The following is a 23,038-nucleotide window of genomic DNA, read 5'->3' as shown; positions in this document are numbered from 1 at the left end:
TTTAGTTCTTAGGATCTCATGAGTATGGATACGGTGTATGCGATTGCTGAGCTTGAATCATTCCTTATCGCCTTAACAGTGCTGTTTATCGGCAGAATCATTTGCAACTATGTCGCAATACTTAAAAAGTACAACATACCCGAGCCTATTGTAGGCGGATTAGTGGTAGCCATTGTTATCACCCTACTCAAATTCCGTGGTATTGAACTCACCTTTGCGCTGCCCTTACAAGATACCTTAATGCTGATGTTCTTTAGCACCGTAGGGCTAGCAGCCAACTACAAGTTATTAGTGAAAGGCGGCAAAAAGGTATTTGTATTTTTAGGTATAGCTTCACTGTATATCGTTTTGCAAAACGGTCTTGGGGTTATGCTCGCCAGCGCCTTAGGTTTAGAGCCCATGATGGGACTATTTGCCGGCTCTATCACTTTGTCTGGTGGCCATGGAACCGGCGCAGCCTGGTCACAAATTTTTGCTGAAGAATACAATATTCAAACCTTGGAGTTTGCTATGGCAGCCGCCACCTTTGGCCTAGTAATGGGAGGGATAATTGGCGGTCCGGTTGGCCAGAGGTTGATTAACAAACATAATTTGGAATCACCTTTCTCAAAAGGTAAAGATCACCATAAAAAGCATCCAGACATTGTCACCTACAGCCGTAAAGAGGAAGACTTAGTTACCCCGACTTCAGTAATTGAAGTGTTATTTTTATTATTGCTTTGCGTCGTTGCAGCAAAATTTACTAAGCAGTTAGAAGTAGAACTCGCATTAAGCTGGCTAAAAATGCCAGACTTTGTTTACGCGCTGTTTTTTGGGGTAATTATTGCTAACAGTTGCGAACTTAGCGGACGCTACGAGATTAACCACGAATGTGTTGATCTATTAGGTACGCTTTCACTGTCACTGTTTTTATCCATGGCTTTGATGAGTTTAAGGTTATGGGAGATATTCGATTTGGCCCTGCCTCTTATCATCATCTTACTATGCCAAACCCTAATGATCGCGGTCTTTGCCAGTCTTGTGAGCTTTAGATTAATGGGCAAAGACTACGATTCATCGGTGATAGCAGGTGGCCATTGTGGATTTGGTTTAGGGGCAACTCCCACAGCAGTAATGAACATGAGCGCATTAGTCTCTAGAAACGGGCCTTCGCCGCCCGCTTTTATGGTGGTACCTATAGTGGGGGCGTTTTTTATCGACATTGTGAATTTAATTGTACTGCAGACTTACATTAGCTTTTTAAATTAACACTAAATAAAAACGGCGCAGAAAGCGCCGTTCTTGATAAAGCCAGTTGGCTGCTATTGCTTAGCTCTGCGCCTTAACCAAGCTAAACCTAACAGTGCGAAGCTAAAGGGAATCCAGGTTTGGGGTTCAGGTACTCGGGCATTAACTACTTGAATTGAGGTACTGGCCAATAGCTGTTGTTGCGAGTCAAAGGCACTTAATACAAAATCATAAATACCAACATCTAATGCGTTAAAGTCAAAAGGAGCAAATTCCATATTCCAAGAATTTTGCGCTAAGTTATTCACGCCAATATTAGAACCGTAGTTGGCTTCATCAACCAAGCCACCGCCATTAGGCGTACTGTTGTTACCTAAAGCATTGTCGGAGCTTGGTACATTTACTGGATCAAGGCCAATAAAATTAGTACCCGCACTAGGATCAAAATCAATTTCAAGCAGGTAAGAAAAGTTATCTAAGAATCCACCGCTACCATCAAAGTTGCTATTTACCGACCACTCAAAGTTCCAAATAGCTGTTGATGGGGAATTGGGCGCATAACTAAAGCCCGAAGGAGGGAGGATATTATCAAATTGATAGGTTCCATCACCGTTACTATTAAACACATTTTGCGGCTGGTTAGTGTCATCAAAACGGAGCTTGGCCCTTAAACCTAGTTCAATACCATTTTGGCGATCAGTGGTAAATCCACCATTAGCATTACCACTACCAAAAATCACATCTCCAGTAACGTTCTGATCATACATAATAGTTGCTGATGCTGTTGCGGTTACCATTAGTAACCCTACTCCTGCCAACACTGATTTTGCTTTTATTATTCTCATTTAGCACTCCATGCGCTTGCCTAGTCGCTCAAAAAGCCTGCATATTCCATTCCTTGATGAAAATCATCCTTTATTTCAAAGGTATATGATTATCGGCAAATTATGTTTACGAACAATAAGCAAAAAATTGTATAAATAATTGACAAAGCAGCCTGTCGAGAGATGGGAGGTGCCTCACAACCTTAGTGCTGTTTGCGCCTATAGGCGGGACAAGATGAAGAGTTTTATGATTATTGTTGGAGCCAATTTGTAAAACTAACTGACAGCGGCACCAGCGTTGTAATCAAATACTGGTGCCACCTTAGTTAAAGCTTTTCTAAGGCCTGCTTAATCGGAAATAATACATCGCAGCCTAGTTGCATAGCACGTTCAGGTGACCAACCAAACGCTTCGTCAGGCATATCTGCATTATCTTTAAAAGGCATTTCAATGGTGTAAGACAAGGTTTTAAACTGCTCACCTAACCAAGCGGCAGCAATGCTTAAATTGGCTTGACCAGCTTGGTCTTTGTCGTAACCATGAGTGTCTTGAAAATCAGGTGAAATCGCCATAAAAGCGTGCTTGAAAGTATCTTCTAAGAGTTTGTGGCGGGCATCGTACGAGGGAACCCCTTCACAGCCTGCCACAAAGTTGTAGGGGAGATCTTCATCTCCGTGAATATCTAGAAATACATCACCGCCCACTTCCAACATTTTTTGGCGTACCAAGTACACCTCTGGGCTGCGTTCCATACTAGGGTTTTGCCATTCGCGGTTTAAGTTTGTACCTACCGCGTTGGTACGTAAGTGACCGCGTACCGAACCGTCGGGATTCATATTTGGTACTACGTAGAAAACGGTATTTTCCAATAACTTCATCGACAGGGGGTTGTCTTGATCCAGTAGGTTACCCAACATGCCCTCCACAAACCACTCTGCCATGGTTTCACCCGGATGCTGCCGCGCCATTACCCACACTTTGTGCTTGGCCTGTTCAGGGTCGCCAATGGTAAGCAAGCTCATATCGCGCCCGTCTAAGGTTTGTCCAAGCGTATTAAGGCTTACTCGATAATCTTGTTGCATAGTATGTAACAAGTCTTGATGGCGCTCGTAGCTATATGGGGCAAAGTAAGCAAAATACACACTGGGTTGCTCTAACAATAATGAGAAATTTAGCTGATCTCCATCAAAACCAGTATCAATCCTAAACCATTCTTCTCGATCATAAGAAGCCACTACTTGATAGTCTTTCCAACCCTTAGCATAAGCAGATTTCCCTGCATTGGTGATGCTAAAACGATAATGTTGCTCAAGTGACGCTTCAAAGCGAAAATGAAACCACTGGAAAAACTCAGATTGATTGTCATGTTTTATTTCTAACTGGATATCCTGCGGTTCCTCTAAAGAAATCACTCGAATATTGCCACTATCAAAACGATCTGTAATGTACATTGTATTCTCACCAGAATAATAAATGGATATGCAGCCAGTATAGCTCTTTAACTAAGTCGCTAAACAACAATTTGTTGGATTAAAAAAGGAGCCTTAGGCTCCTTTCGCTAACAAGGATAAACACCGCTTTAATCTTCTTTTAAGGCCATCACCTTAAAGTAACGTACGTCTAAGTCTTTCGCTAAAGACATCGTGCTCTCTACCGTACGCGACTCGCCTTCTTTTAGCTGTAGCTCGCCAAAATCGATGGTTTGCTGATGCACTTGCTGGCCTGTTTGATCTACCAATACAATCGCTAATGACTGCTCAATAGGCCCTTCGGCCAACAATTGGTAACTAACTTCCATATGCTTACCAATATGGTCAGATGCTTCAAAAAAAGCTGAACGAATTTGAGCTTGATCGGTAGCAATCAAGGTATCAAAAGCAAACACGCGTAACTCGGGATGATTTTCTTTATTTAGGTCAAAGTTGTTTCTGCGCTCAATCAGCAGTGCATCTTTTAGCTGGCGATTTTGATCCTGAGTAATTTGCGCATCGGTGTGCATGTCTGCGTAATCATCTTTTAGCTGATTATATGAAGGTAATAAGGCGATAAGAAAAAACACAGCGCTAAAGGCTACGATGGCTAAACCGACACTTATCCAGCGGTATTTACGCACATGTTTATAGGCTTTTTTATAATACTGATGGCGTGATTTATGGTGCTCGTAGCGCGCCTGTAGGCTCACGCCTGAGTGACCCATTCGTTGATTGGAAGCATTGGCTTCAGTGATTTGAGGCGGCTCTGCCACTATATTGCTCTCGATATCATGAGCAGACATCATCTCTTCCCTAAGATTGTCTAAGTATTGATTTAGTGATTAAGTCATCACTAAATATTTTTGTAACCCTATCAACATAGCAGCTAGATGCGAACTCTACCGTAAGAATCATCTATATGCTTAATAAATGCACTGTAATTGCTTATGTAAATCGTTTGCTCACACTACAAAGCACTACACTTTACCCGTATGGTGAGTACAATGAGCGCCAAATAGCACAATAAGTGGGGATGAAATGGCCATTCAATGGTATCCAGGGCATATGCACAAAGCCCAAAAGCAGATTAAAGAAGTGATGCCAAAAATCGATTTAATTATCGAGGTATTGGATGCGCGGATCCCCTACAGTAGCGAAAACCCTTTGGTAGCCACCTTACGTGGTGATAAACCCTGCATTAAGGTACTGAATAAAAGCGACTTAGCCGACCCTAAAGTGACCGCTTTATGGCAAGAATATTTTGAACTAGAGCAAGGAGTTAAGGCGATTCCTTTGTGTACAATTCAAGGTAATCAAACTCAAGATTTGTTAGCGCTTTGCCGCAGTATGCTGCCTAACAAGGGCGGTGTAGATAAACCTATTCATACCATGATCTGTGGTATACCAAATGTAGGTAAATCCACCTTAATTAACGCCTTGGCCGGCCGACAAATTGCTAAAACCGGTAACGAGCCCGCGGTGACAAAAGCTCAACAGCGGATCCGTTTAGAAGGCAATATTATCTTATCCGATACTCCTGGAATTTTGTGGCCAAAGTTTGATAATGTCGCCAGCGGCTACCGCTTAGCCACTACCGGCGCAGTTAAAGATACGGCTATGGACTACGATGACGTAGCAGCCTTTGCCTGTGAGTATTTGCTACAAGCTTACCCAGAAGAACTAAAATCCCGTTACAAGCTTGAAGAATTGCCTGATTCAGAAGTTGTTTTGATGGAAGAAATAGGCCGTCGTCGCGGCTGTTTAGTGCGTGGTGGACACGTTGATTATGTAAAAGTGGCCACTATTATTCTCAACGAATTACGCGATGCAACGATAGGAAGAATAAGTTTAGAAACCCCCGCGATGATTGCGATTGAGAAAGTCGAAACCGCTAAGGTTGTAGCTGAGAAAGAAGAGCGTAAAAAAATGGTGGAAGAGTTACAGAAAACTAAAAAACGCCAGCGCCGTCGTAAAAACAGTTAAACCTTGAGTAAGTATTGAGTGAACGAGTTTTGCTAGCCCGCAACTAAAAACACCACGCAAAGGCGTGGTGTTTTTCTATAAAGCCAAATACTTACTTAATCATGTAAGCAATAACTTCTTTAATTTCGTCTTCGCTACAATCGCCACAAGTCCCTTTTGCTGGCATAGCGTTAAAGCCTTTCCAGGCGTGGTCAAACAAGGTTTGCTCACCTTGAGCAATACGCGGAGCCCAAGCTGCGCTGTCTCCTTTCTTAGGTGCGCCTGCCGCGCCAGTACTATGACAAGCAGTACAGAATGTATTGTAAACCGTTTCACCATCACGTGGGCCACTTGAAGCTGCTGGCGCTTTGGCGACGTCTAATTCACCATCTAGGTAAACTTCACCCACTGGCTTAATACGCTCAGCAATGGCTTCGTCAGACATGTCTGCCGCAAACGCGTTAGGCACAATTGTTAAGCAAATAGATAGTACCAGTGTTTTCCAGTTCAAAAGCTTCACCCTTATCTCTCCTCGTCGTGCCTACTGACCGCAGTATTAGGCATCCTTGTCATTATTGGCAAAATTATACCCGCTATTACCTTGAGGTTAAACCATTGTAAAAACGAATATTAGATTGATGTATCCGAGTTGTTAGTTAGCTAGGATTTTTTAGAATATCGCGCCACGGTAAATGCGGATCGCCCAATGAGATAAAATTGGGGTTTTCTAAAGACTCCCGCTGGTTATAGCTTAATTCACGCAGATGTAAATCGAGCAAAGTACCGCCAGCTTCTTGTAAAATAATCTGTGGAGCACCCGTATCCCATTCCCCTGTTGGTCCAACCCTAATGTAACAATCAGCTGCCCCTTCCGCCACCATGCAGCTTTTTAAGCTAGCACTCCCCAATGGGTAAAGTTTGTAATGATAATTACAGTTTAATATGGCTTGCAATAAAGCGGGACGTTGTACTCGGCTAGTCGCCACTCGAATATGTTCTGGCTTCTCAGGATAGTGACGGCTCTGAATAGCGCTGCGTACGCCATTTTGCTCTTTAAATGCGCCATGCCCTTTAACGGCCGCGTAAAGAATTTGTACGATAGGCCCATAAACTACCCCAAGTACCGGTTGATTATTGTCCACCAACGCAATTTCAGTGGCGAAATCACCGCTACCAGAGACAAACTCTTGAGTGCCATCCAAAGGGTCGACCAGCCAATAAGTCGTCCAACCTTCACGTTCAGCCAAGCTTATATCGGCTTGTTCTTCAGATAAAATGGGAATGTCAGGCGTGAGCGCGGTTAAGGCATCCATAATAAAATGGTGGGCTGCGTAATCTGCCGACGTTACTGGTGTAGCGTCGTCTTTAGTCTCACTAACAAAATCGCCTTTTTCGTAAATATTACGAATAATCTCGCCAGCACCGCGGGCTATTTCAATTACCTCAGGTAACACACTAGCAGGGTCAAACATCCTATTACTTTCTCACTTTGTTCTGCGTTAACCATTTCTCTAATAGCAACAATGACGCAACACTGCGGGCTTCAGAAAACTCTTTGCGGGCATATAAACTGTCTATTTGGTTTAAGGGAACCTTAATAACCTCAAGCGGTTCGGGCTCATCGCCTTCTAGTACGCTGGGCTCTAAACCTTGGGCAACAAACACCGACATATGGCTAGAAAAGTAACCGGGTGCTACCGACAACTCGGTAAGCAACTGCAAGCTATTGGCCTTAAATCCAATTTCTTCTTGCAGCTCGCGGTTAGCAGCTTCAAGGGCGGTTTCGCCACGATCTACCAAGCCTTTAGCAAAGCCTAGTTCATAACGTTCTGTTCCGGCGGCATATTCGCTAATAAGCAGCAGTTCATTTTGCTCAGTGATCGGCAAAATCATAACCGCGCCTTGGCCTGATCCAACTAAACGTTCATAAATTCTTTTTTCGCCATTACTGAACTCCAGATGTAACTCTTCAATTTTGAAGAAGCGACTTTCGGCAGCTATGGCGCTGTCTAATAATCGAGGCGGATGATGCTTGCTCATCTATCTTCCTGCTATCATTAAGTTATTGTCATTGTTACATTGCTGTTAGAAGCACTCAAGGACTAGAGACCAAGAATGTTTGACTGGACTAAAATCGACACCGTTTTATTGGATATGGATGGCACGCTGCTAGATTTGCATTACGATAATTACTTCTGGATGCATTATCTTCCCATCTCTTTTGCTCATCAAAATGGCTTAAGTTTAGATGAAGCGCGCGAGCGTTTATTTGCAGATTATGAAACCGTATCGGGCACCTTAGATTGGTACTGTTTTGACTATTGGAGCAACAAAACCAATATCGATATTCGACATCTAAAAACCGAGGTAGAGCATAAAATTCAATGGCGAGACGACGTTAAACCCTTTCTTGAAGCGCTCGCCGTTGCGGGTAAAAACCGGGTGTTACTAACCAATTGCCATCCCGATGGTTTGGCAACAAAGATAAAAGTAACTGGGCTAAACCAATATTTAGATACCTTGTTTAGTACTCATCAGTTTGGTTTCCCCAAAGAGGACCCGAAGCTATGGCAGGCCTTAATTGAGCATCATCCCTTTGACCCCGAGCGCACCTTGTTTATTGACGACAATGAACATGTACTAGAGCAAGCGCATCTATTTGGCATTAAGTATTTGTTGGGTATTCGTAACCCCGATTCAAAACAAGCCAGCAAAGAGTTTACTCATTACCCTTCCATTGATGATTACCATCACTTCACTAAAGAGCTGTTGGGATAAATAAAAAAGCTAGCGGAGTCGCTAGCGTTGGTCGGTTTATCGCGGCAAGCGGCCTTGCTGTTTAAAGCGATAGAACCCTTGCGGATCAGGTCGGCCAATATACTTAAGGTTGTTACTTAAGCTACTTGGCATGTCTGCCCCAGCTTTTATCTTACCTTCGGCAAGCCAATTAGGTTGACCAACCGAAGCCAGTAACTCTAACTCTAATTGTTTATCACTGTGTTTTAGCGCTATGCTTGGTTGGCCTTCATTACAGCTTAAATCTGCCTTGGCATTATCTAAATCCAGTTCGCCCAGTGGTGTTCCCACTAGCGGGCCTAACCACATTAACTGCCCTTGTAGCTGTTCACACCAGGGGCTGCCTTGGCTAGCGCCGGCCAATGCGAGTTGAATATCGCCTTCAACCGAAATCGGTAAGGGCATAGGTACTTGCTCAACAACCCAGCTAGCCGGCGCTTCAAGCTGCCAATCTTTCAAAAACCAACCCGAAAAATTCAAACCTGCTTGGCCTTGGCCCTGCAATTGTTGCCCTTTTCCTAGCTTAATATCTACCGCCAATCGGCCTAACAATAAAGATGCTGGTTTAAAGCTCCAACTCACGTCATGTAAGGTAAGGTTAGGCGTGTCTACACTCAATAACTCACCTTGCCAAACTGAGCCGCTTGGATGATTTAACTTTAGCTGCTTTGGTATAGGTAAATAATTAAGTGCAACACTTAGTGGCGTGGTAGCCACCAAACTCACAAGGTAAACGGCAACTAATAACAGTGCTACACCAATGTACTTCTTCATTCTGCTTTACCTAAACGTAACCTACGCACACCTACAATGCCTGGCTCTTTGCCTTCATCTAAATCTACGTTTTCAACCACTATGCCATAGCGCTGACTCAGCATTTTTAGCCAAGTCATTAATTGGTTAAACGGCACGTTTTCAATCCATACTTCCACTTCATCGCCTTTAGGCTGAATTCGGCTAATGGTAATACGTTGTTGGCGTGCGCTACTGCTTACTGACTGGCTAACATTCACCTTACCAGCATTTTTTTGCGATGGGCCACTAGCAATAATTAACTCACCCTGCTGCTGCGCCCATATCAAGGTTTGCTGCTGATTAAGCAATCGCTGCTTGGCGGTTTCATTCGCATTAGCAATCGGCGACCAAATGCCCCAGTACAGTATCGCTAAGGCCACCACCGCGGCGGCAGCCATCACTAAGTTCTGCTCTCGCTTATTTAAGCTTTGCCACCACTGCTTCATGACGCTTTCCTTATTACCACGGTGCCAACTACCGCACCCGCTTTATTGCTTAGCGTACCTTGCTCGGTTTCAAAGGGCTGAACAGCTTGCCTAAATTGTTCAAAACTCTGGAAATTTTTGGCTTCTGCTTGCAGACGAATTTCACCTTTTTTCTGATCGAAGCGCAGGCTAACCGGTTGGAATCCTGTATTTTTATCCATGGCAGACGCAAGGTGCACCATCATCATCAAGAAATCTTGTTCTGGCGCTTGGCCAATTCCGGCTAATGCTTTTCGAAAATCACTACGGATTCGACTATCGCGAATCCGCGATACTTCAGGAAATACTTTTTTATACACCGTGCGAATATTGCTATCTACCTCGGCAATTTGCTGTTCTGTTTTATAGGTATCAACTACCTGATAAGTGAGTGCTAATGCAAAGCACACCCCGGCAGCAATGGCGACTTTACGCCACTGTAACCAAATTTTAGTCAGTGGGTTAGCACTAGCATATTGGCCTTGTAACAAATTAAACTTGGCTTTTTTAGCGCCGTCGGCCAGCAATTTCATGGCTAACTCTGGCGCACGAGCTTGCCACTCAATGCCTTCAACATCTATCTTCGGTGATGGGCTGTAATGCTGAACCACTAATTCTGGATATTGTTTGGCTAACAAAGGAAGTGCAACACTTAACCACGCTTGGTCAATGCTCATGGCTCGACCATCGCTAAAACGAAACAACCATTGTTGGTTTATTTGCAGCGCTGACGCTTGGCCTTCTTCAGGCTCGGGTAAACAGTAACCCTCGACACACCAGGTTTGGCTGTAAATACCCGCGGTTTCTAACATATCCTGCCAGCTGTCCATCTGCTGATGGCCCACACACGCCACATCAATAGTCTCTTTGCCTTTATCTAATAAGCAAATATGTAAACTATCTGGGTCTTGGGCGAGTTGCTCTTCTAGCATAAAAGGAGCGACTTGCTGCCATGAACGCTGCGCAGTTTTTGGTAACTCTAACTGATGGTGGCTTACATCACTGGTGGGTACCAATACAATCACTCGGCGATGTTCGGCTTTGTCTTGCAATACTTCCAGTTCGGCACTGCCCGCTAACTCACCAGCGGCAATAACCTCTTGCTCGTTGTCAGACCATACCATCCAATTAATGACTTCTTTGCCAGTGCTGGGTAGGCGAATAATGAGTTGTTCGTTCACAGTTCGTCTCCAAAACTTCTGCGGATCATTTTAAGGTCAGAAGTGCCACTGCGCTGAATAACGCTAGTCATTTGTGCTTGTCCTTGTTCATTTTCTACTAACAGCTGCGCTTTAAAATAGTTAGAGCGCAACGCAAGCGTTTGTTGTAAACCCGCTTGAGTTAAAGGAATACCGGCTAACGCTGGGTGAGTCATCATCTCATCCAACAAACGATACCCTTCATCGGGACGGTCATTCAAGACCTGCTGTGCACCAGTGTTATCCAGATCAGGATAAAACAGTGCTTCTAATAACTGGGGCTGGTCAACCGCAATAGTATTCACGTTAACCGCCAAACTGGTTTCGGGTAATGCGCAGATAAACGGCTTTGCTTTGCGGTAGATGCTAGCAGTAACCCCATAAACCGCTCTAAACTCACTGCGATCTGCCATTGGCATATTCGCCGGCAGATAGCCTGGATTTAAGCCTTCGTACACCCCATCCTCTGCACCTTGTGGCAAAGGAATAGTATCGGCATCAATCCAATCTCGAGTCGCGTCAGTAATTTGCTCTGCGGTATAGGCATCAACCCCTAAGGCCACTAACAAACCGGTAAATTGATCGGCAACTTTAGGCGGCTGACCATCGCGCTTATTTGGTTGGCCTAAGGCATTCAAGTTAAAGCAGGCCTGCATATCTAGAATACGGCCTTTGATAATAGAGTCTTCTAGTGGAAAAACCATGCCCTCGGTTGCCCAGTATTGACCAAGGTGCACACGATCGTCATCTTCCAAATCTTGTTTAATCACTTTAATCGCAAAGGCCTCAGCACCAGACAATAACCAATTGGCGCGTAACGAATGCTGCAAATTATTGGCGCGGGCTAAATCGAGTTGTAAACGCTGACTAAACTGTGCTGCTACTACAACCATAACAGCCAAAATAAGCATCACAGTAAGCAAGGCTACGCCGTGTTGACGCTGAAGAGAGCGAGGCAAGTTAACCATTATGAAGCATCCGGATCAGGCTGGCTGCCAGAGTTATTACTGCCACTATTACCGCTATCGCTACTATCACCTTGGTTGGTATTATTGTTTGCATCTTCTTGCGCTTGGCTAGCCACGGGCGCTCGGCTGCCTTCAGGGCTTAAAAACACTCGGCGCAATTCGCCAAAATCTTTGTGAGTGAGTTTTACTTCTATGGCGCGTGGTAATTGATTACTGTCTGAGACTTGGTCGCTCCAACCACTAGAACCATGAAAACGAAAACTCAGCTCTTCCACGTCATTCAGAATCACCATTTCACGTGGTTCGTAACCTACCACCGCATCAGGATGAGCATAAAAACGCTTAATCAATTTCTCGTCTTTCACGAGGTAAGCAACCCGCTGCAGCTGTGAACGGCGAATCACTGATTGCGGATTGCGCCAGCCGAGCACCATCATTTCAATGCCCATGTCATCGCTTTCCAGTAAGTACTTTTCAGACATGATTAAGGGGCGCTGTTCTTCTGTTTCATCACGCGCTGAACGTGGTGCGAGTTGGGTAAAATCACGTTGCATTAAAAACATAGCGCGTTGCACTTCGCGTAAACGTTCACCGTGTTTTTGGGAGATTTCATCACTACGCATAACACCTTGCAGTACCTGATACGCAGCCATGGTAAGCAAAGCAAAAATAACTATCGCTACCAGCATTTCTAATAAGGTAAAACCGCGTTGCTTCATTAGCGGCTCACATAGCTGGTGATTTCGGCCAAAGCGGCTTTTTCTTCGGCATTGCGATAGACCGAAATGGTGACCGCCACAAAATTGGGATCACTCGTTGCTACGCCTTGCGAACGCCACTGCCATTCGGTATCGGCAAATGTGGTAGTGCCTTTGCGGCTAGAGGTACCAGGCCAAGTATTACTGAGTTTAAGTTCAGCCATTTGGTTGTCGGCTATCCATAGGGCAAAGGTTTTTTCTTGAATATAACTGAGGCTGCGTAAATTCTCTGAAGCACTTTTCATTACAGCGGTGCCCGCAATGGCTAACACCGCCAGCGCCACCATTACTTCAAGCAGCGTCATACCGCGCTGCTTATTCATCTTCATCGTCCCTTTCAATGGTAAGCTGACCAAGATCGTCACTACTTACTTGCCAGCGATTTTGGCTGTCTTCGTAAGCAAATATCAGCTTAAAGGGAGTGACTTCGCCACTGCTTAACAGCAACACTTGTGGAACAATGCTTTGTTTAACTTCTTCGGTGATAAAGTCTTTTTCAAACAAATCACCTTCTTCAAAGCCTAAACTACCACTGCCATAGCCTTGCTCTTCTAGCTCGGCATCTTCAAGGCTTAGCTCGAGAAAGTAAGGTTGTTCAAATACTTTCTCTTTAAAAATTCTGTCGTCGAGTTTTATCCAACGTTGTTTCTCCATACGCACAAATTGGTAACGCTCAGCATCGCTATAAATGCCGTAATCATAACCGGTGAGCAAGGCTTGCTCTTGCGCGTATTGCACCAAGGCAGCTAAACGCTTGGCTTGTTGCTCTACTATTTTTTGCTCACTTGAACCTGACACTGACATGACGACCGAGTAAATCCCTATCGACATTAACAGCAATACTAAAATCACTTCCAGCAAGGTAAAACCTTGCTGGCGTGAGCGTAGACTTAAGTGAGACTTGAGCAATTTACTGGTCTAAATTCCAGTTGCCAATATCATCGGCAGTGCCTTCTTCACCATCAAAACCCGCACTAAAGATGTCGATGCGGCCTTTTTCACCCGGGCTGATAAGAATGTAGTCGTTACCCCATGGGTCTTTTTGCAAACGACGTAAGTAGCCGTCTTCAGGATAATTGCGCGGCTCTGGGCTCGAGCTTGGTTTACTAACCAAAGCATCTAGGCCTTGATCGGTCGTTGGGTAACGTGAATTATCTAAACGATACATGTCGAGGGCGTTTTCCAAGGCGATGATATCGGTTTTGGCTTTTTGAATATCAGCTTTTTCTTTATTACCCAGTAGGTTTGGTACCACCAACCCCGCTAAAATACCCAAAATAACAATCACCACCATCACTTCCAGCAAGGTGAAACCTTTGCTAGTTGCTTGTGTGTGCATCGATTTTTGCATTGTTCTTACTCCGAAATACCAGTTAAGCCTATAGCCCAACCATGTTATTGAGTTCCAAAATTGGCAATAAAATTGCCATTACGATAAATAGCACGATACCTGCCATGGTAACAATCAAGGCAGGCTCGAATATCCCTAATGCTATGTTTACTTGCATTTCAAACTGACGGTCTTGGTTGTCGGCAGCACGCTCCAACATACCCTCTAACTCGCCAGAACGCTCACCACTGGCGATCATATGTAACATCATCGGTGGAAACAATTTGGTGGCCTCTAAGGATGAGTGCAAGCTACTGCCCTCTCGAACTTTAGAAGCTGCGTCTAATACTTGAGCACGCGCATGATCGTTAGTCAGTACTTCGCCCGCAATGCCCATACCTTCTAACAACGGTACTGCACTGGCATTTAGAATACTTAAAGTACGAGCAAAACGCGCGGTGTTTAAACCTTTGCTAACTTTACCCACAACTGGCATGCCTAAAATACGCTGATGCCATTTCATGCGTACTTTGTCTTTTTGCAGCATTCGCTGCCACACAACCATGGCAAACATGCTGCCCAAAACAAACACCAAACCGTAGTCACTCACCAATTCACTAACGTAAATGAGGAACTTAGTGGCATTGGGTAACTCTTGCCCCATGTGTTCAAACTGAGCCACCACTTTTGGTACAACTGACACGAGTAAGATGGCGATGACCGCTAAACATACAAAGGTGAGTACCGCAGGGTAAATGAGCGCTTGCATGGTTTTCATGCGCATGGCTTGTCGTTGCTCGGTATAGTCGGCTAAGCGATCAAGTACCTTGTCTAAGTGACCCGACTTTTCGCCCGCGGCCACCATGGCGCAATAGAGTTTTTCAAATACATCGGGAAACTCAGCCATACTGTCGGCCAAGCTGTAACCTTCCACAACTTTTGAGCGAACCCCTAAAATAATGCTTTTAAGTTTGGGCTTTTCACATTGCTGCCCTACCGCTTTCAACGATTCTTCAATAGGCATTGCTGCGGCAACAAGGGTAGCTAATTGGCGAGTAAGCAGCGCCAAATCTGAGGTGCTAACTTTGCTCTTAAAACGAAATCCACTACTCTCTTTTTTGGCTTTTTCTGCCACGGGCTCAATTTTAAGAGGAGTGAGCCCCTGTTCACGTAAGTAAGACCGCACTTGACGCGCGGTGTCGGCCTCATGAACGCCAGTAGACTTTTTGCCTTTTGGGTTAAAGGCTTGATACTCAAATGCTGGCATTACTTTAACTATCCTTCGCGGGTAACACGCAATACTTCTTCAAGACTAGTAATGCCCTTCAATACCTTGTTTACCCCATCTTGGCGGATACTAGGACAAGATGAACGCACTGCATTTTCAATTTCTTGTTCACTACTGCCCGAGTGAATCATGTCACGAACATCGTCTGTGACGGGCAACAGCTCATGAATACCGGTTCGACCACGATAGCCGGTATTGTTACAACTTTCACAACCCACTGGACGATATACCGTGGCATCTTTAGCAATGCCTAGCAGCTGATGCTCATGCTCACTCACCACATGAGCTTCACAGCAATCACGGCATAAGGTTCGCACTAAGCGCTGGGCTAATACAGCTAACAAACTAGAAGACAACAAGAACGGCTCTACACCCATATCGCGTAAGCGGGTCACCGACCCAATCGCGGTATTGGTGTGAAGCGTCGATAATACCAAGTGACCCGTTAAACTGGCTTGTACAGCAATTTGCGCGGTTTCTAAATCTCGAATTTCACCAATCATTACCACATCGGGATCTTGACGCAAAATAGCGCGTAAGCCACGTGCAAAGGTCATATCAACTTTAGTATTTACCTGAGTTTGACCAATACCCTCAATGTTAAATTCAACCGGATCTTCTACGGTAAGAATATTGCGGTCTTTGGTATTAATATCGTTGAGGCCAGCGTACAAAGTAGTACTTTTACCGGAACCAGTAGGCCCAGTAACCAAAATAATGCCGTGCGGTTTTTTCAATAAATCGCTAATAATATCGCGGTAGTTCTCGGCTAAACCTAAGCTTTCCAATTTCAGTCGCGAGTTATTCTTGTCTAATAAACGCAGAACTACGCGCTCGCCATGGCTCGATGGCATCGTGGATACACGTACATCAACAGCGCGACCAGCAATACGTAAAGAAATACGGCCATCTTGCGGCACCCGTTTTTCAGCAATGTCTAATCGCGCCATTACTTTGATACGAGAAACCAACAAAGCCGCTAGTTTACGATGAGGGCGCAAAATTTCTCGTAATACACCATCGATACGGAATCGAATCACTAAAGCCGCTTCAAAGGTTTCAATGTGAATATCACTGGCCCCTTCTTTAATCGCTTCGGCTAACATCGCGTTAATCAATTTAATGATTGGCGCGTCGTCTTCAGTTTCTAGCAAGTCTTCGTTTTCTGGTAGCTCTTCCGCCAAGGTATAAAAGTCCATATCGTTGCCGATATCTTCCATTAACTGACGCGCTTGCGAAGAGTCTCGTTGATAACCTTCGGTAAGGCGCTGTTCAAAATCATCATCAGACAAGGCTTCACAGGCAAACTCTTGCTTTAATACTCGGCGGATCTCCAGCAAAGCTTCAAGCTCAACCTTAGAATTATGATAAACCCGCCAAGCATCTTGTTGTTTCTCAAGCATTACACCGTAAGACTTAGCAAATACATAAGGCAGCTGCCAGCCTTCAACACCCTCCATATGCGGGGTGTCTGACACTAGCGCTTTCTCATCTTCTAATACATTTAGCTCAGCATCTAAGTCCATTACTCGGCACTCACTTGCTCTTTGTTTGCTTCAGCCTCTTTAGCGGCTTTATCGGCTTCTTCTTTCTTTAAGCGCTCATTCTTTTCTTTCAAAAAGTCGATGTATTCTTGTACTTCAGGAGACACATCGTCAGTTGAATTGAACTCTGGTAATACCGGTACTTTGGTTTCTGGCATTAGCGCTACACCTAGCTCTTCACGCAATAACTGCTGAGCGCGAATTTGGCTGTACTTGCGCGAGCTAATATTTTGCATCGTTACAGAGTCACGAATGATGGTTGGGCGAATGAAAATCATTAAGTTACGTTTAACTTTCTTTGAGTTAGTTGAACGGAACAAGTGTCCTAATACTGGAATGTCACCCAATAGTGGTACCTTTGATTCACTCTCTTCAATTTGGTCGTCTAACAAGCCACCTAAAACAATCGTATCGCCGCTGTCTACTAACACTGTGGTTTGTAATTGGCGTTTAGCAAATACAACGTCTACTGAAGTTTGACCCTGTACCTTTGAGACTTCCTGCTCAATGGTAAGTTGAACCGCATTACCTTCGTTAATTTGTGGGGTTACTTTTAGTTTGATACCCACTTCTTTTCGGTCAACCGTAGTGAAAGGATTGTCGTTACTGCTGCTTGACGCTGAACCGGTTAGTACTGGTACTTCTTCACCTACAGTAAAGAAGGCCTCTTTGTTATCCAAAGTGGTAATAGACGGCGTTGCTAGTAAGTTAGAACGCGAGTCGTTAGCTGCCGCTTGAACTAATACCCCCCAATCTGCGCCATAGAAGCCAAAGGCTGCGCCAGAGATTTTAGCCAATGCGCTGGCTAAACCAGAGATATCTCCGGGAGTATCAGGGTTAATAGTGGTGTTTTGGTTGTCACCAGAACCACTAATAATGGTTGTACCTTCTGTGGGTTGGGCATCGTAGATACCGGCACCAATTTCACTGATTGATACACCAGCATCGTTAAATTGAGTACCACCAGCTTTAGTCGCCCACTGTACACCAAGGCTAATACCGTCGCCTTCGGCCACTTCAACAATAATCGCTTCAACGTTGACTTGGGCGCGGCGAATATCAAGCTGATTAATTACGCCTTCCAAAGTACGCATGTTGTCAGGTTGAGCGGTAATCACCAAGGTATTGGTGTCTTCATGCGCTTCAATGGAGAAATTGCCGCGCGAGCTACTACTGTTGGCTTTTTTGCCACCACCAGCGGCTTCTGCAGCCACAGTTTCACTCACACCTTTTAGTACGTCCACAAGGTCGGCGGCTTTGGCATATTTCAGATAAAACACCCGTGTATTGCCGTAGGTTTCTAACTCGCTATCTAACTTAGCGACTAAACGGACGATACGGGCGCGGGCACTTGGCTCACCTGAAACAACAATACTGTTTGTACGCTCATCGGCGACAACCTTAGGAATCAGCAAACTTGCTGCTGCGCCTTTGCCGCCAGTACTCGCGGTTAATGATTCAATAATTCGCACAAGCTCACCGGCTGAGGCGAACTTAAGGCGAATAATATCAACTTCTTGGTCACCAGCTTTATCCACTCGACGAATAATTTCCACCAAGCGATTCACTACTGCAGCACGACCGGTAAGCATAATCACGTTGGAAGGGTCATAATGCACTACGTTACCGCCACCAGCGTTATCGTTTAGCTGACGTAATAACGGAGCGAGTTCTCGTACCGATACATTTTTAACCGCAACAACACGTGTCACCATTTCATCGCCAATCGCTTGATCGTCTCGATCAACAACCGGAATCGCGCCAGCCTTAGCGTCTTTAGCACGAACGACTTTGGTGACACCATTAGGCATGTCAATCACCGCGAAGCCGTAAACATCTAAAACACTTAAGAAAAATTGATAGTACTGATCTTCGGTAAGTAAGTCGTAACTGCGAACGTTAACCTTACCGCGCACCGCCGGGTCGACAATAATGGTTTTATTGAGATTACGCCCAACCGTGGTGATGAACTCACTAATATCTGCGCCTTTAAAATTTGCCGAATACTCGGTGGCACTCACCATTCCGCAAAGACCTAATCCAATTAGGCCAACAAGGCTGCGGCGAACAAAGCGTAATGCTTGCAACTTCATGTTAAATAAATCTCCGGTACTATTCATCTGGCAGGCTGAACAACACATCCTGCAACTGGCCGTTACGTTCTACGGTTACCGTAATATCCGTTAACTCGGCCATTTCTTGCATCACTTGCATTGCTTGCGCGTTATCACGCAGGTCATATCCATTAAGGGCAACCGCTAAATCATTAGCTTTTAAACCCACTTGTTTAAATAAGGCAGCATTTTTACCAGGATTAACCCGGTAACCGCTTAAGGCACCATCTTTACGAACCGGCGAAATACGAATGTAATCGGTTAATTTAGAAGGGTCTTTTAATACTTCTTTCACATCAACCTTGGCAGTCTCATCGCTAGGTTTACGGGTGTTGCGCTTGGCATTATTTGCATTTGCACGGGCTTGCGATCGTTTGATTTCAGGATCAAGTAACAAACTCTCATAGACACCACGGTGCAACAATATAATACGGTCGGTTTGGATCTCTTTTATGACAGCCTGAGTCCCTTTTATTGACTCTTCGATGCCATAGGTTTGCTGTTTGCCTTTGTGCTCTACAATCGCTAAAGCTTTTGATTGGTCGCTACTCGCCACCAATCCAGAAAGGGTAAGTTTTAATGAAGTTTTAGGTGCGTCATTGGAAGACGGCGTAACCACCTTCTTAACCGTTTTCTTTGCTTGGTATTCACCAAACAAATGCTGCTTAGTTAAGCTGTCCAGATCAACTTTAGACTGAGTGCTAACCGTATCAACTGGCTGCGGAACCCAGCGAAAAGGTTGAGATTTAGTTGGCACTAATAACCACGTAATTGAAGCCAACTGATAAGCGGCTAAACACATCAATAATAATGTGATAAACACGCTGCTCTTTTGAGAAGGAACGTATCGAGCAAACTGAGTTGAAAAAGAGTTAATATCCATTTATTCGTTATAATACATCTGTCATCGTTAACCGATTCTCGATCATCCTTATGAAAAAACTATGGCAAACCGCCTCATTTAGAGGGTTCTTCATTCTAAAGGGAGTTATGCGTAGAACAAGTGCTGCAAGTGTAAATTTTGCATTTAATTGCACTTTTATCAGTTTTCTGCTGGATAACGCACTAATCCAAGACATAGCTAGCCCGCATAAAACTGATATAATTTAATAGATAATATATAAGCCAGCTAAGACTTAGCATGAATTCACAAAACTCTAACAAGCAACAACCGCGCATTGACAAGTGGTTATGGGCGGCTCGATTTTACAAAACCCGAGGACTTGCACGCGACATGGTGATGGGTGGCAAAGTGCACTATAACCAGCAACGTTGTAAACCCAGCCGCAGCGTAGAAGTTGGCGCAACCATAACTTTATGGCAAGGCCAGCAACAAATAGAAGTGCTAGTGCAGCAACTCAGTGACAAACGAGGCCCCGCGCCACAAGCACAATTACTTTACCTAGAAACCGAAGACAGCGTTAAAAAACGCGAACAATTTGCAATGCAACGAAAACTCATGGCGCAGAATACTAGCCCAGAACGTCGACCTGATAAAAAACAGCGTCGGAAGATCATTCAGTTTAAACAACAATAGTCAGGCCTAAACATGAAGCAAGACATACTCAATCGTTACTTATTCGAAGATTACAATCTACGTGGCGAACTCGTGCAGTTGCAGCAAAGCTACCAAGAAATCGTCGAACAACAAAACTACCCAGCACCAATCCAGAACCTACTAGGTGAGTTACTCGCGGCAACTTGCTTATTGACCGCCACACTTAAGTTTGAAGGCGACATTACCGTGCAACTGCAAGGCGATGGTCCGCTAAGTGTGCTTGCAGTAAGCGGTACCGACCAACAAGAGATGCGTGGCGTAGCGCGTTACAGCGATAACATCGACCCACAAATTAGCTTTATCGACTTAGTGGGCAATGGCCATATTGTCATTACGATTACCCCAGCTAAGGGCGAACGTTACCAAGGCATTGTAGAAATTGACCCACAAGGTGTTGCGGCCAGTATCGAAAGTTACTTTCAGCAATCAGAGCAGTTAAATACCCGCATTTGGTTATTTACCGGCATGTATGATGGCCGCCCACACGCCAGTGGCTTATTCCTGCAAGCGCTGCCAGCTAGCAAAGATGAAGACACAGAACACTTTGAGTTAATTAAAACCCTCAGTGAAACCACTACTGCCCAAGAAAGTTTTGAATTAGACGCCGAGCAATTGCTATATCGCCTCTACCACGAACATCAGGTACGTGTATATGAACCACAAGATGTGATATTTAAATGCAGCTGCTCAAAAGAGCGCTGTGAAACAGCATTAAGTAACATCGACCACAAAGAATTGCTCGAAATTTGCCATGAACGCGGCCATATTTCGATGCATTGTGACTACTGTGGACATGACTATAAATTTAACGAAGCCGACGTTGAAAACATTTTCACGCGCAATATATCGACAAACCCTGCCAAAATTCATTAAACTGACCTCAGGAAATGCGGTGTCAATCGCATTTCCTAGATACAACTCTAATAACCATAAGAAAAGTGCTGGTAATTTGACGACCCTCTCTTTTTGGTACCACTAAAGGGATAGAATCGAAGCCAACACCAATAAAAATATAAAATTAAATCTTACCTCTCTACCTACAGGAGACTGCTATGCTTGACGTTGCAGAAAAAGATCAGGTTATCGACCTGGCTCAATACGGCATCAAAGACGTGTCGGACGTGGTGTACAACCCCTCATACCAACAACTCTTCAAGGAAGAAACTCGCCCTGAACTCACCGGCTACGAACGTGGAATTGTCACCGAATCAGGTGCCGTTGCCGTTGATACCGGGATTTTTACTGGGCGTTCCCCAAAAGATAAATACATTGTGCTTGATGATTCCACCCGCGACAGCATGTGGTGGACCTCTGAACAAGCCAAGAACGACAATAAACCCATTGATCCTTCGGTTTGGGCCGACCTTAAAAAAACCGTTACTGATCAACTCTCTGGCAAACGTTTATTTGTGGTAGACACCTTTTGTGGTGCTAACCCTGATACTCGCTTAAAAGTACGCTTTATTGTTGAAGTTGCTTGGCAAGCTCACTTTGTTACCAACATGTTCATTCGTCCTACTGCCGCAGAGTTAGAAGACTATGAGCCTGACTTTGTAGTAATGAACGGTTCTAAAACTACCAACAAGAAGTGGAAAGAACAGGGTCTGAATTCAGAAAACTTTACCGTTTTCAACATGACCGAAAAAATGCAAGTGATTGGTGGTACCTGGTACGGCGGCGAAATGAAGAAAGGTATGTTCGCCATGATGAACTACTACCTTCCTTTAAATGGCATGGCGTCAATGCATTGTTCTGCCAACGTTGGCAAAGACGGTGACACCGCTATCTTCTTTGGTTTATCTGGTACTGGTAAAACAACCCTGTCTACCGATCCTAAGCGCGAGCTGATTGGTGATGATGAGCACGGCTGGGATGACGAAGGCGTATTTAACTTTGAAGGGGGTTGTTACGCTAAAACCATTAAACTAAGCAAAGAAGCTGAGCCTGACATTTACAATGCTATTAAACGTGACGCATTGTTAGAAAACGTTACCGTTCGCAATGATGGTAGTGTGAACTACGATGATGGGTCTAAAACCGAGAATACTCGGGTGTCTTACCCTATCAATCACATTGAGAACATTGTTAAGCCTGTTTCCAAAGCGGGTCATGCTAAAAAAGTGATCTTCTTAACTGCTGATGCCTTTGGCGTATTACCGCCCGTTGCTAAGCTAACGCCTGAGCAAACTAAGTACCACTTCTTGTCTGGCTTTACCGCCAAACTAGCAGGTACTGAGCGTGGCATTACCGAGCCAACACCTACTTTCTCAGCATGTTTTGGTGCGGCCTTCCTTACCTTGCACCCTACTAAGTATGCAGAAGTACTAGTAAAACGCATGGAAGCAGCCGGCGCAGAAGCTTACCTAGTGAATACGGGTTGGAACGGCACAGGCAAACGTATTTCCATTCAAGACACTCGCGCAATTATTGACGCCATTCTTGACGGCTCTATCGAGCAGCAAGAAACTAAACAATTGCCGGTATTTAATTTGGAAATCCCTACTAGCCTACCCGGCGCAGATACAGAGATTTTGGATCCTCGTGATACTTACCAAGATCCTCTGCAATGGCAAAGCAAAGCAGACGACCTAGCCCAACGCTTTATCAATAACTTCGATAAGTACACTGATAACGCCGAAGGTAAAGCACTAGTTGCTGCCGGCCCTCAGCTAGACTAAGTACTTCCTGCAATAAAAAAACCAGCCTAAGGGCTGGTTTTTTTATACTTACACATCACTA

At 44.6% G+C, this 23,038-nt stretch carries 24 protein-coding genes; 6 read left to right on the top strand and 18 right to left on the bottom strand.

Annotation, left to right across the window (positions count from 1 at the left end; genetic code table 11):
• Positions 1–24 precede the first annotated feature (24 nt).
• Positions 25–1,248, top strand: a complete 1,224-nt coding sequence (gltS, locus tag ACLD71_RS07630) for a sodium/glutamate symporter (protein ID WP_137674856.1) — start codon at positions 25–27, stop codon at positions 1,246–1,248.
• 53 nt (positions 1,249–1,301) lie between these two features.
• Here gltS and ACLD71_RS07625 read toward each other — a convergent pair whose 3' ends face one another.
• The 3 genes from ACLD71_RS07625 to ACLD71_RS07615 form a co-directional block, all read right to left on the bottom strand.
• On the bottom strand, positions 1,302–2,072 hold the full coding sequence (locus tag ACLD71_RS07625) for a PEP-CTERM sorting domain-containing protein (protein WP_137674826.1): 771 nt from the start codon (positions 2,070–2,072) through the stop codon (positions 1,302–1,304).
• Between the two features lie 305 nt (positions 2,073–2,377).
• Entirely contained in the window at positions 2,378–3,502 is a 1,125-nt protein-coding gene (locus ACLD71_RS07620; RefSeq protein WP_137674827.1) for a M14-type cytosolic carboxypeptidase, read from the bottom strand.
• Between the two features lie 128 nt (positions 3,503–3,630).
• The gene (locus tag ACLD71_RS07615) at positions 3,631–4,329 is read right to left on the bottom strand and encodes a hypothetical protein (RefSeq protein ID WP_411993927.1); all 699 of its coding nucleotides are present in this window, start codon (positions 4,327–4,329) and stop codon (positions 3,631–3,633) included.
• Positions 4,330–4,561: 232 nt separating this feature from the next.
• Between ACLD71_RS07615 and ylqF the strand changes: the two genes are divergently transcribed.
• Positions 4,562–5,506 carry a ribosome biogenesis GTPase YlqF gene (ylqF, locus tag ACLD71_RS07610; RefSeq protein ID WP_411993925.1) on the top strand — a complete coding sequence of 315 codons (945 nt, stop codon included), beginning with the start codon at positions 4,562–4,564 and terminating at the stop codon, positions 5,504–5,506.
• 91 nt (positions 5,507–5,597) lie between these two features.
• Here ylqF and ACLD71_RS07605 read toward each other — a convergent pair whose 3' ends face one another.
• From ACLD71_RS07605 to nudE, 3 genes are all read right to left on the bottom strand, one after another.
• Entirely contained in the window at positions 5,598–6,005 is a 408-nt protein-coding gene (locus ACLD71_RS07605) for a c-type cytochrome (RefSeq protein ID WP_137674830.1), read from the bottom strand.
• A gap of 136 nt (positions 6,006–6,141) precedes the next feature.
• Complete coding sequence (gene cysQ / locus ACLD71_RS07600; RefSeq protein WP_411993923.1) at positions 6,142–6,957, bottom strand: 3'(2'),5'-bisphosphate nucleotidase CysQ; 816 nt, start codon at positions 6,955–6,957, stop codon at positions 6,142–6,144.
• A 4-nt stretch (positions 6,958–6,961) separates the two neighbouring features.
• On the bottom strand, positions 6,962–7,525 hold the full coding sequence (gene nudE, locus ACLD71_RS07595) for an ADP compounds hydrolase NudE (RefSeq protein ID WP_137674832.1): 564 nt from the start codon (positions 7,523–7,525) through the stop codon (positions 6,962–6,964).
• A gap of 75 nt (positions 7,526–7,600) precedes the next feature.
• On the opposite strand from nudE, the gene yrfG reads away from it, so the two are divergent.
• Positions 7,601–8,263 (top strand): GMP/IMP nucleotidase, encoded by a 663-nt coding sequence (yrfG, locus tag ACLD71_RS07590; protein ID WP_137674833.1) that lies wholly within the window; start codon positions 7,601–7,603, stop codon positions 8,261–8,263.
• A 36-nt stretch (positions 8,264–8,299) separates the two neighbouring features.
• Here the strand turns inward: yrfG and ACLD71_RS07585 are convergent, their stop codons facing one another.
• From ACLD71_RS07585 to gspC, 12 genes are all read right to left on the bottom strand, one after another.
• On the bottom strand, positions 8,300–9,055 hold the full coding sequence (locus ACLD71_RS07585; protein ID WP_411993920.1) for a type II secretion system protein N: 756 nt from the start codon (positions 9,053–9,055) through the stop codon (positions 8,300–8,302).
• Positions 9,052–9,522, bottom strand: coding sequence for a type II secretion system protein GspM (gene gspM, locus ACLD71_RS07580; RefSeq protein WP_137674835.1), 471 nt, complete (start codon positions 9,520–9,522; stop codon positions 9,052–9,054). The genes ACLD71_RS07585 and gspM overlap by 4 nt, the downstream gene beginning before the upstream one ends.
• Entirely contained in the window at positions 9,519–10,721 is a 1,203-nt protein-coding gene (gene gspL / locus ACLD71_RS07575; protein WP_411993918.1) for a type II secretion system protein GspL, read from the bottom strand. The genes gspM and gspL overlap by 4 nt, the downstream gene beginning before the upstream one ends.
• Positions 10,718–11,707, bottom strand: a complete 990-nt coding sequence (gene gspK, locus ACLD71_RS07570) for a type II secretion system minor pseudopilin GspK (protein ID WP_137674837.1) — start codon at positions 11,705–11,707, stop codon at positions 10,718–10,720. The genes gspL and gspK overlap by 4 nt, the downstream gene beginning before the upstream one ends.
• The gene (gene gspJ / locus ACLD71_RS07565) at positions 11,707–12,426 is read right to left on the bottom strand and encodes a type II secretion system minor pseudopilin GspJ (protein ID WP_411993916.1); all 720 of its coding nucleotides are present in this window, start codon (positions 12,424–12,426) and stop codon (positions 11,707–11,709) included. The genes gspK and gspJ overlap by 1 nt, the downstream gene beginning before the upstream one ends.
• Positions 12,426–12,788 carry a type II secretion system minor pseudopilin GspI gene (gspI, locus tag ACLD71_RS07560; RefSeq protein WP_137674839.1) on the bottom strand — a complete coding sequence of 121 codons (363 nt, stop codon included), beginning with the start codon at positions 12,786–12,788 and terminating at the stop codon, positions 12,426–12,428. The genes gspJ and gspI overlap by 1 nt, the downstream gene beginning before the upstream one ends.
• Positions 12,781–13,374 carry a type II secretion system minor pseudopilin GspH gene (gene gspH / locus ACLD71_RS07555; RefSeq protein ID WP_303516302.1) on the bottom strand — a complete coding sequence of 198 codons (594 nt, stop codon included), beginning with the start codon at positions 13,372–13,374 and terminating at the stop codon, positions 12,781–12,783. Before gspH ends, gspI begins: the two co-directional genes overlap by 8 nt.
• Before the next feature lies 1 nt (position 13,375).
• Entirely contained in the window at positions 13,376–13,816 is a 441-nt protein-coding gene (gene gspG, locus ACLD71_RS07550) for a type II secretion system major pseudopilin GspG (RefSeq protein WP_303553875.1), read from the bottom strand.
• A 28-nt stretch (positions 13,817–13,844) separates the two neighbouring features.
• Positions 13,845–15,062 carry a type II secretion system inner membrane protein GspF gene (gene gspF, locus ACLD71_RS07545; RefSeq protein ID WP_137674842.1) on the bottom strand — a complete coding sequence of 406 codons (1,218 nt, stop codon included), beginning with the start codon at positions 15,060–15,062 and terminating at the stop codon, positions 13,845–13,847.
• 8 nt (positions 15,063–15,070) lie between these two features.
• Positions 15,071–16,543, bottom strand: a complete 1,473-nt coding sequence (gene gspE, locus ACLD71_RS07540; protein ID WP_161985205.1) for a type II secretion system ATPase GspE — start codon at positions 16,541–16,543, stop codon at positions 15,071–15,073.
• A gap of 65 nt (positions 16,544–16,608) precedes the next feature.
• Positions 16,609–18,720, bottom strand: coding sequence for a type II secretion system secretin GspD (gene gspD / locus ACLD71_RS07535; RefSeq protein ID WP_411993912.1), 2,112 nt, complete (start codon positions 18,718–18,720; stop codon positions 16,609–16,611).
• A 19-nt stretch (positions 18,721–18,739) separates the two neighbouring features.
• Positions 18,740–19,564, bottom strand: coding sequence for a type II secretion system protein GspC (gene gspC, locus ACLD71_RS07530; protein ID WP_411993910.1), 825 nt, complete (start codon positions 19,562–19,564; stop codon positions 18,740–18,742).
• 318 nt (positions 19,565–19,882) lie between these two features.
• Between gspC and hslR the strand changes: the two genes are divergently transcribed.
• From hslR to pckA, 3 genes are all read left to right on the top strand, one after another.
• Complete coding sequence (gene hslR / locus ACLD71_RS07525) at positions 19,883–20,278, top strand: ribosome-associated heat shock protein Hsp15 (RefSeq protein WP_137674846.1); 396 nt, start codon at positions 19,883–19,885, stop codon at positions 20,276–20,278.
• A gap of 12 nt (positions 20,279–20,290) precedes the next feature.
• Positions 20,291–21,172 (top strand): Hsp33 family molecular chaperone HslO, encoded by an 882-nt coding sequence (hslO, locus tag ACLD71_RS07520; protein ID WP_411993908.1) that lies wholly within the window; start codon positions 20,291–20,293, stop codon positions 21,170–21,172.
• A 179-nt stretch (positions 21,173–21,351) separates the two neighbouring features.
• A complete protein-coding gene (gene pckA, locus ACLD71_RS07515) occupies positions 21,352–22,977 on the top strand; it encodes a phosphoenolpyruvate carboxykinase (ATP) (RefSeq protein WP_137674848.1) in 1,626 nt (541 codons plus the stop codon).
• Positions 22,978–23,038 lie beyond the last annotated feature (61 nt).

It is taken from the genome of Agarivorans sp. DSG3-1, assembly GCF_046774965.1.
Taxonomy (GTDB): domain Bacteria; phylum Pseudomonadota; class Gammaproteobacteria; order Enterobacterales; family Celerinatantimonadaceae; genus Agarivorans.
This window is presented reverse-complemented; position numbering and strand designations above follow the sequence as displayed.

What these genes read in the sequence shown, in the direction of transcription:
- gltS (WP_137674856.1), top strand. Translation starts at nt 25, where the DNA reads ATGGATACGGTGTATGCGATTGCTGAGCTTGAATCATTCCTTATCGCC.
- ACLD71_RS07625 (WP_137674826.1), bottom strand. Translation starts at nt 2,072, where the DNA reads ATGAGAATAATAAAAGCAAAATCAGTGTTGGCAGGAGTAGGGTTACTA.
- ACLD71_RS07620 (WP_137674827.1), bottom strand. Translation starts at nt 3,502, where the DNA reads ATGTACATTACAGATCGTTTTGATAGTGGCAATATTCGAGTGATTTCT.
- ACLD71_RS07615 (WP_411993927.1), bottom strand. Translation starts at nt 4,329, where the DNA reads ATGATGTCTGCTCATGATATCGAGAGCAATATAGTGGCAGAGCCGCCT.
- ylqF (WP_411993925.1), top strand. Translation starts at nt 4,562, where the DNA reads ATGGCCATTCAATGGTATCCAGGGCATATGCACAAAGCCCAAAAGCAG.
- cysQ (WP_411993923.1), bottom strand. Translation starts at nt 6,957, where the DNA reads ATGTTTGACCCTGCTAGTGTGTTACCTGAGGTAATTGAAATAGCCCGC.
- nudE (WP_137674832.1), bottom strand. Translation starts at nt 7,525, where the DNA reads ATGAGCAAGCATCATCCGCCTCGATTATTAGACAGCGCCATAGCTGCC.
- yrfG (WP_137674833.1), top strand. Translation starts at nt 7,601, where the DNA reads ATGTTTGACTGGACTAAAATCGACACCGTTTTATTGGATATGGATGGC.
- ACLD71_RS07585 (WP_411993920.1), bottom strand. Translation starts at nt 9,055, where the DNA reads ATGAAGAAGTACATTGGTGTAGCACTGTTATTAGTTGCCGTTTACCTT.
- gspM (WP_137674835.1), bottom strand. Translation starts at nt 9,522, where the DNA reads ATGAAGCAGTGGTGGCAAAGCTTAAATAAGCGAGAGCAGAACTTAGTG.
- gspK (WP_137674837.1), bottom strand. Translation starts at nt 11,707, where the DNA reads ATGGTTAACTTGCCTCGCTCTCTTCAGCGTCAACACGGCGTAGCCTTG.
- gspJ (WP_411993916.1), bottom strand. Translation starts at nt 12,426, where the DNA reads ATGAAGCAACGCGGTTTTACCTTATTAGAAATGCTGGTAGCGATAGTT.
- gspI (WP_137674839.1), bottom strand. Translation starts at nt 12,788, where the DNA reads ATGAATAAGCAGCGCGGTATGACGCTGCTTGAAGTAATGGTGGCGCTG.
- gspG (WP_303553875.1), bottom strand. Translation starts at nt 13,816, where the DNA reads ATGCAAAAATCGATGCACACACAAGCAACTAGCAAAGGTTTCACCTTG.
- gspF (WP_137674842.1), bottom strand. Translation starts at nt 15,062, where the DNA reads ATGCCAGCATTTGAGTATCAAGCCTTTAACCCAAAAGGCAAAAAGTCT.
- gspE (WP_161985205.1), bottom strand. Translation starts at nt 16,543, where the DNA reads ATGGAGGGTGTTGAAGGCTGGCAGCTGCCTTATGTATTTGCTAAGTCT.
- gspD (WP_411993912.1), bottom strand. Translation starts at nt 18,720, where the DNA reads ATGAAGTTGCAAGCATTACGCTTTGTTCGCCGCAGCCTTGTTGGCCTA.
- hslR (WP_137674846.1), top strand. Translation starts at nt 19,883, where the DNA reads ATGAATTCACAAAACTCTAACAAGCAACAACCGCGCATTGACAAGTGG.
- hslO (WP_411993908.1), top strand. Translation starts at nt 20,291, where the DNA reads ATGAAGCAAGACATACTCAATCGTTACTTATTCGAAGATTACAATCTA.
- pckA (WP_137674848.1), top strand. Translation starts at nt 21,352, where the DNA reads ATGCTTGACGTTGCAGAAAAAGATCAGGTTATCGACCTGGCTCAATAC.